We start from the raw sequence: 17,068 nt of genomic DNA on the forward strand, positions 1-17,068 counted from the left end.
TTTTGCAAGCCGTTTGACAGCATTGCCCCAATTGGAGCAGCGGGGCTTGGCTGGCCAACCGAGCTTGACCCACCCTTGAACATTTCCTCCACTCGGGGTTAGGCCCCTTGAGAAACGGCGAGCGAGTCTTACGGAAGAACAGATCATCTGGATCTTTCGGGAGAACTAGGCCGGGACGAGGGCAACGCGAGTTGGTCGCCAGTCTAAGCGTCAGGGCTGGGCGGTAAGTCCGGCGGCGGCGATGCCGGCCAGAGCGCAAGCTTCGTCATTGTCGGAGCTGTCGCCAGTAACGCCAACCGCGCCGATGGGGCGGCTGGACGCGCCGATCACAATCACTCCGCCGGCGGCGGGAATGATTCCGCCCGGCGCGATCGCCTCCAGCGCGGAGATGAAGCTCGGCCGCTCGGCCGCCATTTGCCCGATCTGGCGAGACGAGACGCCAATCGCCAGCGCGCCCGACGCCTTGGCCATTGCAATCTGCGGCCGCAGGGTCGAGGCGGCGTCCTGGCGCTGGAAGGCGATCAAGTGGCCGCCGGCATCCAGAACCGCGATGCTTAGCGGCTTGAGCCCCAACTCGCGCGCCTTGGCGAGGCCGCCCGAGATGATTGCATTGGCTTGATCAATGCCGATTTGGCCCATGTCTCGTTTCCGATAACTAAGTGACGGGCGCGAAGCGCTGAACCTTCCCCACGCGCCCCAGCCTTCAGTAATTTAGGCTGAGGGTCAGGACGTTCCAGTTGAGGATCAGCGCTCCGCTAGTCAGCGCGGCGACGGCGATCACAGCCGACCAAAGGCGCGCTCGGGCGCTCACGCGCGATAAGGTCCAAAGGCGCACGGCGCGATAGAGCATCATCGCAAGCAGCAAGAGGTCGGCAAGCGCGACGGCCTGAAGCAGGCGCACCACCCAATCCATCGCCGAAGACATCAGCTCCAGATGGAACAGGCCGCCGACCAGGGCCGCTGGCCATGCCGCCAAGACGATCACGTTGACGGCGCAGCCTACGACGACCAAGGCGCCCATCTTGGGCTCGCCCTGAGCGAACTCGGCTGAAGGCCTGCGCAGGCGACAGACGGCCGCAGAGATCAGATGGATTAAGCAAACAAGGACGCTGAAGCCGAACAGGGCCAAGTTTACATTGCGGTTTTCCCACCATCCGGCGCGGTCGAATTCGCTGACGCCGATATCGGCTCCGATCAGTTTGGAGATCCGTCCAGACCCATTCGTCCGAAACTCCAACATCTCGTCGCCCTGCGGGTCACGATAGACGAGCGGGCGGACGTTCACCCAATGCTTCGGCCGCCCTGCGGACGTATCAAGGCCGCTTACGGTGATCGAGCCGTCAGGATAGGATTTCACCGTCTTCTCCCGGACGATGGACAGCAACCTGAGGATGGTCGCATCTGCTCGCCGATTTGAGCGGTAAGCGCCAGCGACATGTTCATGCGCGAACCCAGGTTGCATAGCCGCTGGAATACTGGATGGGTCTTCCCGCGGGTAGTAGCGATCCATAAGCCCCTGCAGCACGCGCGGCTCGAACGTCCGGTCCTTGCCGCTGCTTTCAACGATGAAAAAGCCAAATCCCTCCCGAGGCGCCACCGCAAAATAGGCGAGAAACTGTAGCGTCGCGCCCCCATGGATCAGCACGCGCCGGCCGTTCAGGCGGACCTCGTCGAAACCTAGCGCCATACCCCCGACGCCGCCGGCGCCTGGAATCTGTATGGTCTGCATCCGCGCCATGGTCGCCGGCGTCAGTATGGCGCGCCCATCCACCTGCCCCCCCTGCAGGTTTGCCTTGAGAAAACGGCTCATATCCTGAGCCGTAGTCGAAAGCGCCCCGGCCGGTGCGATCGCCACATATTCGAACGGCGACGGCGCGGCGCTCCCCGCAGCATAGGCCCTGGCGATTGTCGTATCAGGCCTTGGCGGCGGCGGTTGAATAAACGTCGATCGGGTCATCCCCAGCGGCGTGAAGATGTTCTCGGCGACGTACTGGTCGAAGGGCTTGCCGGAAATGCGCTGGACGACATAGCCGGCAAGCGTCATTCCGTAGTTGGAATAGGCCACGACGGCGCCGGGGGGATACGCCCGATGCGGAAGATGACTGGCCAATAGGCGGCCCAAGGGCTGAACCCGCCTGGAGTCAAACGTGTAGGTGTCCTTGGATTCATCTTCGAACCCGGCCGTGTGCGTAAGCAAGTTGCGCATGGTGATTGCTCGCCCGAACTTGGGCTGCACACGAAAATCGAGATAGTCGTTGACGTCCCTGTCGAGATCCAGCCGCCCCTGCTCCACCAGTTGCATCGCCGCCGTCGTCACGAAGAGCTTCGACACCGACCCGACCCGAAAGAGCGTAGAGGCGGGATCCGTCGGAACCTTTTTCTGAAGGTCTGCGTAACCATAGCCCTTAGCCAGGACCAGTTGGCCGTCCTTGACTACGGCGACTTCGACGCCCGTGATGTGGTCCTGAGCCATCGCGGGGCGAATGACGCCGTCGAGGAAAGCTTCCACGTCGTCGTGGTCCAGCATTTTGGATGGCGAGACGCCGGCCGCGCGCGCACTGCTTGCCGTCTGCGAACCAGCGTACGGCGCGGCCGCAAGCAAAACGACTGCGCCAAAAATCGAAAAGGCTCGTGCAGCGAGCATTCCATTGATCTTTTTACGCACGAGCCTTGTCCAATATTTGCGCCAGGCTGTCGATAATTTCGGCGTTGGTGAAGTCTTCCGCGCCATCGCCAATCATGAACTCAAGAGCGGCAAAACCAGGAATCTGGGTCGCGGTCGGCTCGTTGAACAACCAGCTTGCCGTTGATTGGGCGAACGCCAGATGAGCGGCCTGAAGTCGCTGCGGATCGACCGCCACGAACAGATGGAAGGCGTTGCTACGCGGCGGGTCGGGCGTGACTTTGAAACCAACGGCCTTGAGATCGGCCGCCAGTTCAATGGCGCGCGCCACATAGTCCGCCATTTTGGGCAGATGGGTGTCCAGGCCATGCAGCGCGGCGACCGTGGACTGGACATTGCGATAGGGCGCGCCGCCATATCGCAGTCGCCAAACCTTGGCCTTGGCCATGAAGTCCGCGTCGCCGGCCAGCATGGCGCCCGACGGGGCCCCGAGCCCCTTGTACAGCGATATATAGATGGAATCGGCGAGCCCTGCGATTTCAGCGTAGGAACGTCCGAACCAAGGTCCGCTCTCCCACAGCCGGGCGCCGTCTATATGAAGCGGGATACCGCGCGCCCGACACCAGTCCGAAATCTCAACGAGTTCCGACCAGGTTGGGAGCTGAAACCCAGCCCGCCTCAGCGGCAACTCAACCGTGACAGCCCCGATGGGCTCGGCGATGGCGGCGAGGTTCGCGACCGTCATCCCCGCGGACGAGGTGATCGGAATGGCGCTGAGGCCGCTAAGCCGCTCGATCGCGTCGTTTTCGGCCAGTTGAAGATGACTCTTCGCGTCGACCGCCACCGTCGACGGGCGCGGCGACGTCGCCCAGATCCTGAGCGCGACCTGCTGGGCGATGACCCCTCGGCTGAAGAACAGCGCCGCCGGCTTGCCGAGCAGTTCGGCGATCCGCCGCCCCAACTCGTCCGCCGCCCCACCCACGCCATAAACGTCCCACGGCAGTGCTGCGTATGGGCTGTCCGCAAGCCGGCGAAGCCAAGCGCTTGGCGGCGGCGTGCGATGCAAAACCAAATCGCGCGTGCAAAGCGCTCGCACCTCGTTCGCCAACTGAGCGTCCGTTAGGTTCTGCGGCGTCTCTACGCCCCTGTCTGGCGCCCTCACCGCCACGTCTCCGCCAGAACCCGGGCGAAGTTGCCGCCGAGGATCAGGCCGATGTCGCCGAAGCCGTATCCGCGACGACGCAAGCCGGCGACGATGTCGAACGTACGCTGCGGATGATCGAGACCCTCGATATCCAACCGCTCGCGGAAGCGGTATTTTGGTCCCATGCCGTCGATGATCCGCCCCCGTGTCAGCGGGTCCAACCTGTCCCAGCCGTCCAGGTCCGTATCGCTGCCGATGCCGACGTGCTCGACGCCGACCAGCTTGATCACGTGTTCGCAGTGGTCGAGCCAATGTTCGATCGTCGTCGGCTCCTGTTCGGATACGAAGTTGCGGAGGATCGTCATCCCGATCACCCCGCCCTTGCGCGCCAGGGCCAGGATCGCCTCGTCGGTCTTGCCGCGCGGGTGGCCGGGGACCAGCGCGCGGCAATTGGCGTGCGTAATCAGGACGGGGCCCTTCGACGCTTCGATAGCGTCCATAGTCGTCCGATCGCCGCAGTGAGACAGGTCGACGGTCATGCCGACCTCATTCATTCGCTCGACCATGGCCACGCCAAGGTCGGACAAGCCGCAATCCACCCGCTCGGTGCACCCCGATCCCAACGGGGTAAGAGTGTTGTAAGTCAGCTGGCAGACGCGCTGCCCCAGCGCGTAGAATATCTCCACGTCGTCTACGGACTGCAGATGGTATGCGGATTGGGTGCCAAGAATGATCCCGATCCGTTCGGAGGCGACGATTCGATCGAAGTCGTCCGGCTCATCGATGCGAGCAAGATAGTCGCCATTGGAGGCGATAACGCCGTTCCAAGCGGCCAGGTAGCCTAACACATCTTCATAGGGCCTGACCTTGTTGCGCCCATAGGAGACGTGGAACACCTTTATCCCCGAGGCCCTTATCTTCCGATAATCGTCAACCGAGAACGACGCTGCATTCTTGAGCCACGATGTCGTGCGCCCGTTGTTGAGGCCCAGCGGGCACAACATATCGATGGTGAGAGACGCATTCACGCCCCGAGTTACGTCGGACGGATAGCGCTCCGCGCCTTCGACTTGGACGGAACTCATGCTTCCCTCGCGAAGTTGCGAACTCGGACGAGCATCAATCGGGGAATTCCCCGCTCGTCCTCGTCGTGGAATACGACGCCGTCCGGGGACGACAATCCGGGGGTCAACATGCGAAATCCCCTCGGCGACACCGGCTCCAGTTCGGTCGTCTGGTCGCCCTTGGCGGCGTCCCCAGGGCTCGCTGTGTCAAACGAGCGCAAGAACAGCCGCCCGTCCCGCTGGAACACCTCGATCGTCGTGGAAAGGCTTCGGTAGCGCCCGGCGAGCTTGGCGGCGTCCACCCGATCCATGTCGATGGCCGGCGGCGGCTTCGCCATCTCAACCCCGCCCAGGTCGCGAAAAAATTCGCTGAATACGCTGTGGAATAGCTCCTTAGGGCGTGTCAGCGCATTGGCGAACAGGATCATCGCCATGCGTCTGTGGGGCAACACCCGGAGGAACGAGGCCTGGCCAGTCGTGCCACCGTCGTGACCATAAACCGGCTGACCACTCCACGAGGACAGCACCCAGCCCAGTCCGCGAGCTTGCAACGCCCATTGAGGCGAAGGCAGCAGCCCCTCGATGCTCTGCATCGCAGCGACCGACTCAGGACTGAGCAAGATCTGCCCGGATGCGTTGCGACCACCATCAAGATGCATGCGCGCGAACAACATCAGATCCGCAAGCGCCGCTACGACCGTCGAGCCTGCCGGCGCCAGTGACACAGGCAGGTAGGTCTTTGAAACCACGCCGACCTTTCTTGTCTGCGGATCGACAACATGTCCGACTGCAACCCGTTCCTTGACGACCTCGTCCAGCCGCGTCAGAAGCCGCCGGGCTCCCAGGGGAACAACCAGTCGCTCCCGTAGGGCCGCGGCCCAACTCAGGCCCGTCATACGCTCGATTAGCCGTCCAAGAACGCTGTAGCCGAAGTTGCAGTACGACACTGCTCGGCCGGGAGCATGAATCTGAGTAAGCGACTGCCCAGCCGCGACATATCGTTGGAGCGCGCTATCGTCGTCCCCCGTATCGAGGAAGAGGTCACCCTCAACGCCGCTCATATGGCTAAGTAATTGACGGGGCGTGACCGTTGCCGTCGCCTCTGCATCAGCAACACAAAACTCAGGCAGGTAAGACACGACCGGCCGGTCAATGTCGATTAGCCCCTGATCCACCAACTGCATAACCAACGTCGCCGTGAGCATCTTGGTAATCGAGCCGATCTGGAAAACTGAATCGGCAGTGACCGGCACGCGGGTGTCTACGCTCAGCACCCCCGTTGCGGCTTCGTAAAGACGATCGTCGATCCAGATCGCGGCGGCAGCGCCGGGCACCTCGGTCAACACCGCATTGTCCGCCAGGCATTCCGACAAACGCCGTTGAATGCGAGCAGGCGTCATGCCGCCCTCGTCGGATTGCACATGCCGAACCCCTCCCTATCCGACCGCGCCACCGCCGCCCATTAGGGACGCGGCTGATGGCTTTTAAATACAGTTATGTATGGACAGAGAGCGCATATTCCCTCGCCCTGTCAACGCCTAAGGCGCATGCCGCGACGTATCGATGGTTGCGGGCGACAGATGGAGGCAGGCTGCGGTCGGCGTGCGCTCAAGCCGTCATCCGCGCCCAGTCAGTCAGTGTTTGAAATTCACGAGGAGGGTGTCGGCCCGCCGGGGCGAAACCGAACGCCGAGTCGCAGAAACATGACCTTGTCGAGGCTGGGAAGCTCAGGCTTCGCTATCGCGGCCGATCAGGACTCGTGAGTAAAGCTGATAGCCCTGCAACCTAGCCGCCTTCGACTCTTTAATCGCCAAAGCGTAGTAGCCTACTTGATGATAGTAGGTCACTCGGGCTCGGATCATCGCCTCGTCCATCTCATAGCCGAGGTTCAAGAAAATATTGGCCACCGCGCGAATACGCTGCTCGTCGATGCGCCGCACCGTCTGCGCCACTTTCGAATCCAACCGCGCCCAATCGCGTACAGCAGAATCGTACGCCGGCGAATATCGCCGCTCATCGAGCCAAGTCTTCACCAGCGCGCGGTACTGCGCAACGCCATCGGGCTGATCGTTCTCAATAGCCTTAATTAGCGGCTCGGTGTTGTTCTCCACCCAGTCGGCGAGAAGGCCATCCAGGAGATCCTTCCTGTCCTTGAAATGCCAGTAAAAACCACCCCGTGTAATGGCCAAATCGGCGGCCAAACGTTCCACTTTAACCGAGGCCACGCCGCCGCGAATAAGCGCCTTCCGAGCCGCACGGAGCCAATCCTCACGAGTGAAGCGCGGACGGGCGTCTTCACGTTGACGTCGGCGCCAAGCGGTCACTCTATCATTAGCCATTAGGCAAACTTAGGCCGGTGCGAAGATTCTGTCACCCCACTCCCACAGCGTTGCGCTCTTGCAAGAGCGCAACGCAAACGGGTTTGTAAGGTAGACCCATACTCTCCCATCAACCGTCTACAGAAGCAGCGATTTCGCACATGACTTCCCTGATCGCCACAGCTCTGAGACGATTACATTCCTTAATTTCACTATGCGCGCCGCAGCCGCATCGCAAACCGTTGGAACCGTACACTTTCGCCACTTGGCGAAATCACAAATATAGACCGAACACTCAATAAATCGCCCAATATTCAGTACTTGGCCGAGAACTTAAGATAGAAATACCGGCCCATCAGATCATACGCTGTCGCATCGTATTGCGTACCGAATATGAACGGCGGTTGAGTATCGGCAATATTTTCAATGCCGACCGTGATTTGATACCGCTCACGGCGATAACTCAGCGAAATATCATTGTAATATACATCGGGAGTCCTTGCAGCAGACATGGGTTCAGCCTCAGGCATGAAGCCGAACGCCTTGCCGCCTTCGATGTACCGAATCTTGTAATCTAGTCTCCAGTCACCGCGGCTGTAGGTGAGATTCCCGGTAGCCCGCAGGACGTTATAGCTCCCGAAACTCCCATCCTGCGCGAAATAGCCCCGCAGTTGAGTGAAGGGGCCTCCGGTCAGGGCCTGCTGCTTGTAGTTCAGCAGATATGCCCCGTCCAAACTCGCCGTGAACTGTCCGACGCCCAGGCCGAGCCGGCTCGCCTCGAAAGCGTACTGAACGGAGAAATCGACTCCGTCCGTCCTGACACCCCCGAAGTTCTCCTTCGGCAGCAGGATTTCGCTGATCTGCCCCGCCGCGTTTCTCGAAATGCCCGCACACGCCGAGTTCGAGGCTGAATAGTTCGAATAGCACTCGGACAGGATGATCCCTGTGCCCGGCTGAGAGATCGCGTTCTTCAACTTGATGGAAAAGTAGTCGATCGCGACGGCCAATCCTTGAGCAAAGCGCGGCGTGAAGACGACGCCGATATTGGCCTCGTCAGCCGTCTCCGGGACGAGGTTCGCGCTGCCGGTGCGCAAACCGAGCGTCTTTGAATTCACCTGGCGAAAATCGGAGCCCAGCCCCTGCGCCAGGCAAGCCGCATCGACGCTGGGATTGGAACGCCGCCCTTTCGTCGGGTCACAGGGGTCGGCATAGGTCGAGAAAGTGTTCAGCGCGCCACCATAAAGGTCAATGATCGAAGGGGCGCGAAAGGCCGTCCCAACACCTCCCCGGACGCGTACGTCGTCGTTCACGGCCCAGTTCAAGCCGATCTTCCAAGTTGTCGATCCCCCGAACAAGTCATAGTCAGAATACCGGACCGCGCCATCGACAGTCAGCGACTTGGCCAGCGCAACATCCTTTAACAATGGCGCATTGAGTTCAGCATACACCTCCTTGGAGGTGTATGCGCCCGACGTGTTCTTGGCGTCTATTAGAGAGGAATCTCCCGCCAAAATGATGTCGTCGTAGGAGGTCCCTCCGGACTCTCGGCGGATTTCCCCTCCGAGCGCGAAACTCAAGGGGCCCGCCGGCAGCTTGGCCAACCGGCCCGTAAGCGACAGTCCGCCGATCTGTTGCACATATCGGTTGGTCACCGTGTCATTCTGGCGGATGTAGTTGGCGAACGCGGGCGTGATAGTGGCCGGCCCAAACGGGTCGAGCGCGGCGCCCGCCGCTGCGCACGTGGGCGCCGCGGCGCAAAGGATCGGGTCGTAGGCCGTCACCAGGTGATTGACGTTCAGGTTGTTCGGGAAGCCCGAGCGGCTATTGCTGCTGCCGTACTTGTAGCTGGCGGTCCACTCATAACCATCGCCGAACTCGCCCCTTAACCCTACCGCGGCCTCCCAGGTGGTGGTCCGGGTCGGGATGTAACGATCCCCGACTGTGTCGAACGATTTGTAAAAGTTGGTGATCGGGATTCCGATCAAGTTGTAGGGATTGTCTGCCGGCACATTGCCTGCGCTCGGATATTTCGCGCTACGCCCGGCGAAAAACTCCGCGGCCGAGCCATAAGACACCGTGTCATCCCGTGCGTAGTCAGCATCAAAAAACGCCTTGATCTGCGGGCTCAGTTCATATCGCGCGTGAACCGTCCCCGCATAAGTTTCCATCGGATCGACGATGCTACTGTTATTGGTCTCGACGTATCCCGTCTCTGGCAAGAGCGCGTATTGGCTGGTGGTTGGGCCGATAAAAGTCACGCCCTGAGACAGCCACGTGCCGCCTGGGGAAAAGATGCTTCCGAAGTAAGGGGTGAAGCCGCCGGAGCCATTCGGAATATAGCCCTGGACAGGATTGGCCGAGTAGGCGCGCTGTTGGGCGGTCAACCCGTCCTTTTTCACGTAGGAGAGATTTGCGAGGATATTTCCGGCCGAAAATTCGCGGCCCACGGTGACGCTGACATGATACGTAGCGCCATCACCGCGCCCGCTGACGCCAGTGTCCGCGTCAATCTGCGCCCCATTAAAATGTTGCTTGGTGATGATGTTGATCACGCCAGCGACCGCATCCGATCCGTAGATCGGCGAGGCGCCATCGCGCAGGATCTCAATGCGATCGATCATCGAGACCGGAATCGTATCGACGTTGACCGCTATGTTCAGCAGGCTGATGCTGGGGGTGTAACGTCGGCCATCGACTAGAACAAGCGTTCGACTTGGGCCGAGGTTGCGCATGTCGACGCCCGTCGTTCCGGTCTGTTGCCCCGCTGGGGTCGCCCCGCCGTAGCCCTGATGACTGATCACGGGCAGCTTGGACAGCACGTCAGCAATGGTCTGCACGTTGGAGACCTGCAGGGCCTGCGCCCCAACGACCGTAATCGGGTTAGCGCTGACCGCATCAGTGTGGCGGATGCGCGTGCCTGTGACGACCACCTCGTCCACTTGCTGAACAGCGCCTTCGTTCACGCTGGACGACTTCCCCTCTGCTTGCGCCGGCGCATTCGCCAAACACGCTGCAAGGACCAGCGCACTCGCGCCCCACAGCCTTCCCATTCCAAAAGATTGATACCCGCCGTTGTGCGACCGACCCATTGGTTTCCTCATCCTGGCTCTCGGTTGCGCTCGCGCGCTACGATTCAGCTCTGTATTTGATTCAATACATATATGAATTTTCTCCGCGGAGAAGCGGTTTCACGCCCCCGCTAGGACAACGGAAGCCCCCAGGGCCAGCTTCGACCGTGCCGCCCCTATGAAGACCGGGTCGCGGGCAAGGCGGAGCGATGGCCGAGGAGGAATGATCGCTTAACGATGCCGCGGCGTGGTGCTGACAACTTAGCTCGCGACAGACGCAGAGCGCCCTCCCCCACCATGACCGTCAGGCGGCGACCGTCGCTTCCGCCCACGCCTGATGCGCCGCGGCCCGGAACTGGCGGAGCGTCGGTCGGCGGATCAGAGGGGGTTGAAAGTTGAAGACGTTATAGACGGCGGCGTAGGTGGAGGAAGGCGCTGGACTGAGCCCTGACTCTTGAACAGTTGCTGCTGCCGTTCGCATCGCCGGATCAGCAGTTGAGAGCTCTCCGCCCTGTTGTTCTCCCGCTAACGCCCTGGCGAATGCGGAATGCTGAGACCCAGGCGATCCAGCACCGCGATGCGCGCACCCAATCAATCTGCAACGATCCGTTCGGGCTCGATCAACTGACTACACGGTAGCGACCGGAGCAGCTTCAAGGCCGCCCCAGTTAGGGTCGCACGCCGCCGGACGATACAGTCCAGCATCTTCCTATCATGAATCGACAGCACGCCGCAGACGCCTGACCACTTCGAAACGGTAAGTTAATCAATTGAAATTGATTAATTTTTATTTTCACACGTTGCATCTAAACTGCTGTTTTTCAACAATCTGCTAGGGCCTGCAAATCCGCGTACCCGAGTTTGATTCTCGGCCAGGTCTCCAACAAAATCAATGGGTTAGCAAATCGCTGTCGACGCGGTTTGCAGCTTGGTTTGCAAACGCGGTTGCCTGCTTGTTCAGGCTTTGGGACGTGCGAGCCGGAGGGTCGTCGCATTAGCGATGATTCCGCTATCAGCATAGGTGTCGAGCGACTCCAGATCACGAAAGGAATGGCCGGTGCACATGGCCGCCTCCTGTGTGGTCCAGGCATGGGGAAGCCGACTCTATTGAAGGTGCTCTGTGGCCTTCATCCGGCTACGGCTGGCGAGGTCAGACTAGACGGGCTTCCCTTGTCAGACTGGGAGGCCGGGAGCGTGCGCCAAGCGTTGGGCGTGGTTAGGCGGTGCGGCCACCGCTTGCAGCTTGCTCGTCAGAAACTTGATCAGGAGATCCTTGTCCGAAGCGTTGAGCCACCAGCCGCCGCCGACAAGAGCCGCCGCGAACGCCAACATCCCGAACAGCACGAAGACCCCGGCCCACGCCTCATCCGAATGGTTTGGTCGCACGAGTTCACCAACCGCTCCCCCGCCCACAAGCAATACCGCAGTCACCCAAAGCACCATGAACGCGACCGTGAACGGGTGAAGCACGAACCTGCAAGTGATCGATGTCCCTCCTCCGTCCGGCTGAAACGTCGCTGACAGATGCGGTTGAAAGGAGTTACGGACAAACACCGACGTGCGCTTATGAACAAGCAGTCGAGCTCTCGTCACCGTGCCGACGACCGGTTTGCGTCCGAAGATTTTCCAGGGCGGGTCGAGCTCAGAGCGCAGTCGCGCAAAACAATCTTCGATCGACATGGGCGAGTGAAGGCGGATCATTCCGAACCGTCCAGGCAGAAGCGCTAGACGATTAGCTGATAACAGAGCCGGACTCAACTTTCGCGAGCCGTCAAGCTCATCGCAGGCGTCGGTGACGCGTCGCAGCCAATGGAATGGTCATCTTCACTAGCCCCTACTCCGCCCCGACAGTTACCTTTGGCCGTCCGCCTGAATTCGGATCCGTTTCTCGCCTATCGCCGAGATCACTGCATCGTGGGATCGTCAAAGCGCCAATAGCCGCCGTTGTTAAATGGAGAGGTGTCGGGTTTCGGACCGCACCAGAGTTGACGAGCTGACAGCCTTAGAATTCGATCCACTCGCCCATCTCCAGCGCATCATCGACCTTGACGCCAAGGTAGAGTTTGATGCCCTGGTCATATCGGGCCTGATAGATCTCGAAATCGGAACGGCCCGCCCCGCGACACTTGCGCTCCACGATCTTCATGGTCGCCACCTTGCCGGTTCCGACATCCGAGCGCCGAAGATGACGCCGGCGAGATCGGCAAAGTCGTAACCATCGGGCGGTACGGCGCGATCTCGGCCTTCGCGCTTCGCTACGAGACGGGGCCGGCGTCCTGGCCGGGCCCGGCCTGATAGAAGGTCTTGGTCGGAGGGCCGTAGCGATTGGCGCCGTGGTCGCTGTCCTGGATCAGCAGCCAGTAGAGCGCCAGCAGGTTCACCAGCGGGATCATCAGCAGCAGCCAGATCCAGCCCGACTTGTTGGTGTCATGGGCGCGTCGGAACATCATCGCCAGATTGTCGACGAAGCTCAGCAGCGCGACGGCCACCACCGCCAGCGACAGCACGACCACCAGGGGGTTCAGCTTGGTCGGGTCGGGGTGGGCGCCCGCCGTCACGCCGATGGCGATCAGCAGGACCGCGCTCGCGCCGAACCAGCACGCCCAGTTCGCCCAGGCGTGCGATCGCCGCGAACGGCCGTTGAAGTCGAAGTTCAGGAACCAAGGCGTCATCTCAAGCCCCATGGGATGTTGCGCGGAATTGGATGGGCGGCGCCGCGGCGATGCAAGGTTGCGTCGGTGACCGCCGACCTCCGCAAGCTGCAACCACGGGCGGCGAGGATTCGCAACCGCCGGATTTCCGCGCTGGGCCCCGAGCGTCGAGAACATGACCGGGAACGCGGCCTTCGACGGGCTTCATCGACACACGCGCATTGACAGGCCGGCGTCGCCGGCCGAGGCCTGGGCCGGACCCAAGCCCTCTTCCCGGAGAAGCAGCATGACGACCCGAGCGGCGCGGCCCGACGTGCAGGCGTTCATCCGCGCCAACCTGCCCGTGTCGGCGGTTCCGTCGATCCCGGAGGTCCGCCTTCACCTGGCCGGCCCGCGAAGCGGCCTGCGCCGGCTGGCGGAGCGGGACGACGACTTCGGCGCGCCTTACTGGGCCCATTGCTGGGGCGGCGGCCTGGCGCTGGCGCGCCATGTCCTCGACCACCCGGATTGCGTGGCCGGCCGCCGGGTCCTCGATCTCGGCGCCGGGGCGGGCCTTGTCGGGATCGCGGCGGCCAAGGCCGGCGCGGCCAAGGTGATCGCCGCCGATGTCGACCCCTACGCCCTGGCCGCGCTGGAGCTGAACGCCGCCCTGAACGGGGTCGCGCTGACGCCGCTGCTCGACGACCTCACCAGGGGCCCGCCGCCGGCGGTCGATCTCGTGCTGGTCGGCGACCTGTTCTACGACCGCGACGTCGCGGAGCGGGTGGTCGCCTTCCTCGATCGCGGCCTCGCCGCCGGCGTCGAGGCGCTGATCGGCGATCCCTGGCGGGCCTATCTGCCCACGGCGCGGCTGCGGGCGCTGGCCGACTATTCGATCCGGGATTTCGGCGAGGCCGACGGCGCGACGTCGGCGACGGTCTTCGCCTTCGAGCCCGCGCCAGCCGCCGTCATGGGCGGCCCGTCGCCGCCCTGAGGTCGGCTTCCAGCGCCCACAGCCGGTCCTGTCCCCAATGCGCGGCCGCGCCGCCGACGCGGAAGGTCGGCGCGCCCCAAAGCCCCGCCTCGAACAGCGCCCGCCGGTTCTCCTCGGCGGCGGCCCGCCAGCTCTGGTCGACGAGAGCCTCGTCCACCTGGGCGTCGCCCAGCCCGGCGCGACGGGCGACGCCGTAGAGTCCCCGGTCGCTCGCCAGGTCGACCCCCTCGGCGAAGGCTGCGCGCAGGGCTTCTTCGCAAAACGCCTCCGCCGACCCGAGGGCGAGGGCGCGGTGCGCCACCGCCAGCGCCCGCTCAGCCCCCGCCCCCACCGGATCGACGATCCGGCCGAACGGCAGGCCCGCCCGGTCGGCCTCGCGCTTGGCGTCGAGCAGGATGTAGCGGCGCTTGACCAGCGGCACGGGCAAACCGCGCATCACCATCGGCAGGATGTAGCGCAGGCGCAGGTCCGCGCCGTACCGGCGGGCGAGCCGGCGCACGCGGGGAAAGGCCAGCCAAGTGTAGGGGCTGCGGAACGAGAACCAAAGCTCGACGGTCGGCCCCCGGCCAAGACCGGCGTCCAGGCCGACGTGCAGATCGCCGGCCGACGGCGCCCCGGCGGCGCGATACGGGACCAGGGCCGGGGTGTTCTCGGGCGCGCCGTCGAAGCCCCGCGCGGCGAGCCGCTCCTCAAGGTGGTTGAGCCGGTCGACGCCCCAGAACCATTCGCCCTCGAAGTACGTCATCGCGCCGAGATAGTGGCCGAGGCGCCGCCGCCTCGCCTCGCCTTCGGCCAGGGCGGCGACGGCCCCCGCTTCGGCCGCCCCGTCGGCCTCGTCGGCCGCCGCCTCGCCGGCCCACAGCCGGGCGCCCACGGCGACCGCTCGTTCGGCGAAGCCATCCACGGCCAGGCCGGCGGCGAGTTCGGCGTTGGCCGCCCGCGCCCGCTCGGGCGAGGGCGAACGCGCCCCCGGCGGAAAGGCCAGGCCGTACTCGGCGGCGAGACGGCCGGCGTCCCTGAGCGCGTAGGCGGCGAGCCGCTCGCGCTCGGGCGCGGCCGCCGCGTCCGGCGGCGGAACCAGCCACGGCCGCACCGTCGCGCCGTAGCGTCGGGCCAGCAGCCCCAGCATCTGGGCGGCCAGGTGGCTGTAGGGATCGTCGACCTGATGGAAATACTCGACCACCGGCGGCCCTGGCCGGCGCCCCAAGCCTCGCCGCAGGTCGCGGGCGAGGTCACTGGTGATCAATCCGCTGGCGAGCCGGCTGACGACGGCCCGCGCCGGGAACGCACGGCGCGGCGCGATGCTCATCCTCGTCTCCCCTTTGACAGCAGGATTGACATATATTGGCACATATAATGTCAATACATCATCGACCATCCGCCATGGGGAGCAAAGCATCGGAATGCGTCAGCGGACCCTGGTCGCCCTCGTCCTGACGGCCCTGATCGCGGCGGCCCTCGCCGCCGCCTACGCCATGCGGGGGCCGCTCGCGGTCGCCGGGCTGGGGCGGCTCTACGAGCGGGCGTTCGCGCGCGATCCCTACGCCGGCCTGCCGGACGGCCTGCATGTCGGCCTGTGCGGCGCCGGAGCGCCCCTGCCCGACCCGACCCGCGCCGGCCCCTGCGTCGCCGTGCTGGCCGGGCGGCGACTGTTCGTCGTGGACGCCGGCGACGGCGGCGTGCGCAACCTGGCCCTGATGAACCTGCCGCCCCCGCAGGTGGAGGCGGCGTTCCTCACCCATTTCCATTCGGACCACATCGACGGGCTGGGCGAGTTGATGCTGCAGCGCTGGGCCGGCGGGGCCTGGACGACGCCTTTGCCGATCTACGGGCCGACCGGGGTCGAGCAGGTAGTGGCCGGCTTCCAGGCGGCCTACGCCCTCGACCGCGGCTACCGCATCGTCCACCACGGCCCCAAGGTCATGCCGCCCTCCGGGGCCGGCGGCGAGGCGCGCGCCTTCACGGCCGGCCGCGACGCGCCCGACGTGGTGCTGATCGACGATCCCGACTTGAAGGTGACCGCCTTTCCGGTGGACCACCACCCCGCCGAGCCCGCCGTCGGCTACCGTTTCGCCTACAAGGGCCGGGTGGCGGTGATCAGCGGCGACACCGCCCCCTCGCCCCGGCTGGAGGCGGCGGCGCGGGGCGCGGACCTGCTGGTGCACGAGGGCCTGGCGCCCAATCTGGTGGCGGTGCAGCGACGGGCGGCCCTGGCGGCCGGAAAGGCCAATCTGGCGGCCATCCTGCACGACATCCTGTCCTATCACACCACGCCGGAGCAGGCCGCCGCCATCGCCCAGCGGGCCGGCGTCCGTTATCTGCTGTTCGACCATGTCATACCGCCCCTGCCGGTGGCGGCGCTCGACGGCCCCTATCTCGGCCGCTCCCGGCGGATCTTCTCGGGGACCGTCCGCGTCGGCCGCGACGGCGATTTCGTCAGCCTGCCGGCCGGCGAAACGACCATCCGCCGCACCGGCCGCCTGCGGACGTTCCGGTGATCGGCGGCCGGGCTGGCGCCCGACGCGCCGACGCGGTAGGTCGTCATAAGGCTCAACCGCAGGACGTCGCCACCATCGCCATGGCTCTCGCCTCTCTGAGCCTCTCGCCCGACCCTTCACCCGACGCGGAAGCGCCGGCCGTCAGCGCCGACGGCCGCCGTCGTCGCGGCCAGGACAGCCGCGCCCGCATCGTCGCGGCCATGCTCGACATCATCCGCGACGGCGAGGTTTCGCCGAGCGCCGACCAGGTTGCGGCCCACGCCGGGGTGGGCTTGCGCACCGTCTTCCGCCACTTCGAGGACATGGACAGCCTCTATCGCGAGATGTCCGGCGTCATCGAGGGCGAACTGCGCGCCATAGCCGAGGCGCCGTTCCGCTCCGCCGACTGGCGCGAGCGCGTGGTCGAGCTGATCGAACGGCGCGGCGCGGCCTTCGAGCGCATCACCCCGTTCAAGCAGGCCTCGGAGGCGCTGCGCCATCGTTCGAAATTCCTCAACGGCGACGACTCGCGCCTGGTCGCCGCGCTTCGCCTGATCCTCGAGCGCGAACTGCCGCCCCCCGTCGCCCAGGACCGCGACCTCGTCGAGATCCTGGACGCGCTTCTGGGGTTCGAGACCTGGTCGCGCCTGCGCCGCAAGCAGGGCCTGTCGGAAGCGGCGACGCAGGCGGCGCTGGAGAAGGCCGTCCGCCGCCTGATCGCCTGAATGGCGTGCGCCGGTCGGGGCGCGA

Annotated in this window: 14 protein-coding genes; 3 read left to right on the plus strand and 11 right to left on the minus strand. The window is 64.1% G+C overall.

Annotated features, from left to right (window positions below):
* Nucleotides 1-210 precede the first annotated feature (210 nt).
* From C5708_RS17415 to C5708_RS17460, 10 genes are all read right to left on the minus strand, one after another.
* On the minus strand, nucleotides 211-639 hold the full coding sequence (locus C5708_RS17415; RefSeq protein ID WP_242923063.1) for a heme-binding protein: 429 nt from the start codon (nucleotides 637-639) through the stop codon (nucleotides 211-213).
* A gap of 64 nt (nucleotides 640-703) precedes the next feature.
* Nucleotides 704-2,665 carry a serine hydrolase domain-containing protein gene (locus C5708_RS17420; protein WP_242923065.1) on the minus strand — a complete coding sequence of 654 codons (1,962 nt, stop codon included), beginning with the start codon at nucleotides 2,663-2,665 and terminating at the stop codon, nucleotides 704-706.
* Nucleotides 2,658-3,731, minus strand: a complete 1,074-nt coding sequence (locus C5708_RS17425) for a beta-eliminating lyase-related protein (protein ID WP_242923067.1) — start codon at nucleotides 3,729-3,731, stop codon at nucleotides 2,658-2,660. The genes C5708_RS17420 and C5708_RS17425 overlap by 8 nt, the downstream gene beginning before the upstream one ends.
* Nucleotides 3,732-3,781: 50 nt before the next feature.
* A complete protein-coding gene (locus tag C5708_RS17430; RefSeq protein ID WP_242923069.1) occupies nucleotides 3,782-4,852 on the minus strand; it encodes a membrane dipeptidase in 1,071 nt (356 codons plus the stop codon).
* Nucleotides 4,849-6,252 carry a serine hydrolase domain-containing protein gene (locus tag C5708_RS17435; protein ID WP_242923070.1) on the minus strand — a complete coding sequence of 468 codons (1,404 nt, stop codon included), beginning with the start codon at nucleotides 6,250-6,252 and terminating at the stop codon, nucleotides 4,849-4,851. Before C5708_RS17435 ends, C5708_RS17430 begins: the two co-directional genes overlap by 4 nt.
* Before the next feature lie 306 nt (nucleotides 6,253-6,558).
* Nucleotides 6,559-7,155 (minus strand): TetR/AcrR family transcriptional regulator, encoded by a 597-nt coding sequence (locus tag C5708_RS17440; RefSeq protein WP_242923071.1) that lies wholly within the window; start codon nucleotides 7,153-7,155, stop codon nucleotides 6,559-6,561.
* Nucleotides 7,156-7,463: 308 nt separating this feature from the next.
* The gene (locus C5708_RS17445; protein WP_242923072.1) at nucleotides 7,464-10,112 is read right to left on the minus strand and encodes a TonB-dependent receptor; all 2,649 of its coding nucleotides are present in this window, start codon (nucleotides 10,110-10,112) and stop codon (nucleotides 7,464-7,466) included.
* A 1,278-nt stretch (nucleotides 10,113-11,390) separates the two neighbouring features.
* Entirely contained in the window at nucleotides 11,391-11,918 is a 528-nt protein-coding gene (locus C5708_RS17450) for a hypothetical protein (protein WP_242923073.1), read from the minus strand.
* A 301-nt stretch (nucleotides 11,919-12,219) separates the two neighbouring features.
* Nucleotides 12,220-12,363, minus strand: coding sequence for a hypothetical protein (locus C5708_RS17455; protein ID WP_242923074.1), 144 nt, complete (start codon nucleotides 12,361-12,363; stop codon nucleotides 12,220-12,222).
* A gap of 109 nt (nucleotides 12,364-12,472) precedes the next feature.
* Entirely contained in the window at nucleotides 12,473-12,889 is a 417-nt protein-coding gene (locus C5708_RS17460; protein ID WP_242923075.1) for a DUF805 domain-containing protein, read from the minus strand.
* 265 nt (nucleotides 12,890-13,154) lie between these two features.
* Between C5708_RS17460 and C5708_RS17465 the strand changes: the two genes are divergently transcribed.
* Nucleotides 13,155-13,841: a 50S ribosomal protein L11 methyltransferase gene (locus tag C5708_RS17465; protein WP_242923077.1), complete on the plus strand. Its 687-nt coding sequence runs from the start codon at nucleotides 13,155-13,157 to the stop codon at nucleotides 13,839-13,841.
* On the opposite strand, the gene C5708_RS17470 is transcribed toward C5708_RS17465, so the two are convergent.
* Nucleotides 13,816-15,150 carry a DsbA family protein gene (locus tag C5708_RS17470; RefSeq protein ID WP_242923079.1) on the minus strand — a complete coding sequence of 445 codons (1,335 nt, stop codon included), beginning with the start codon at nucleotides 15,148-15,150 and terminating at the stop codon, nucleotides 13,816-13,818. The two genes, C5708_RS17465 and C5708_RS17470, sit on opposite strands and share 26 nt — an antisense overlap.
* 94 nt (nucleotides 15,151-15,244) lie before the next feature.
* Between C5708_RS17470 and C5708_RS17475 the strand changes: the two genes are divergently transcribed.
* On the plus strand, nucleotides 15,245-16,339 hold the full coding sequence (locus C5708_RS17475; RefSeq protein ID WP_242923081.1) for an MBL fold metallo-hydrolase: 1,095 nt from the start codon (nucleotides 15,245-15,247) through the stop codon (nucleotides 16,337-16,339).
* An 80-nt stretch (nucleotides 16,340-16,419) separates the two neighbouring features.
* Nucleotides 16,420-17,043, plus strand: a complete 624-nt coding sequence (locus C5708_RS17480; protein WP_242923083.1) for a TetR/AcrR family transcriptional regulator — start codon at nucleotides 16,420-16,422, stop codon at nucleotides 17,041-17,043.
* Nucleotides 17,044-17,068 lie beyond the last annotated feature (25 nt).

The sequence above is a fragment of the Caulobacter sp. CCUG 60055 genome (assembly GCF_022750545.1).
In the GTDB taxonomy this organism is placed as follows: domain Bacteria; phylum Pseudomonadota; class Alphaproteobacteria; order Caulobacterales; family Caulobacteraceae; genus PUIC01.

Excerpts from the sequence above, each read along its gene's own strand:
- C5708_RS17480 (WP_242923083.1), top strand. The coding sequence starts at position 16,420 with ATGGCTCTCGCCTCTCTGAGCCTCTCGCCCGACCCTTCACCCGACGCG.
- C5708_RS17465 (WP_242923077.1), top strand. The coding sequence starts at position 13,155 with ATGACGACCCGAGCGGCGCGGCCCGACGTGCAGGCGTTCATCCGCGCC.
- C5708_RS17475 (WP_242923081.1), top strand. The coding sequence starts at position 15,245 with ATGCGTCAGCGGACCCTGGTCGCCCTCGTCCTGACGGCCCTGATCGCG.
- C5708_RS17450 (WP_242923073.1), bottom strand. The coding sequence starts at position 11,918 with ATGATCCGCCTTCACTCGCCCATGTCGATCGAAGATTGTTTTGCGCGA.
- C5708_RS17470 (WP_242923079.1), bottom strand. The coding sequence starts at position 15,150 with ATGAGCATCGCGCCGCGCCGTGCGTTCCCGGCGCGGGCCGTCGTCAGC.
- C5708_RS17455 (WP_242923074.1), bottom strand. The coding sequence starts at position 12,363 with ATGAAGATCGTGGAGCGCAAGTGTCGCGGGGCGGGCCGTTCCGATTTC.
- C5708_RS17460 (WP_242923075.1), bottom strand. The coding sequence starts at position 12,889 with ATGACGCCTTGGTTCCTGAACTTCGACTTCAACGGCCGTTCGCGGCGA.
- C5708_RS17415 (WP_242923063.1), bottom strand. The coding sequence starts at position 639 with ATGGGCCAAATCGGCATTGATCAAGCCAATGCAATCATCTCGGGCGGC.
- C5708_RS17430 (WP_242923069.1), bottom strand. The coding sequence starts at position 4,852 with ATGAGTTCCGTCCAAGTCGAAGGCGCGGAGCGCTATCCGTCCGACGTA.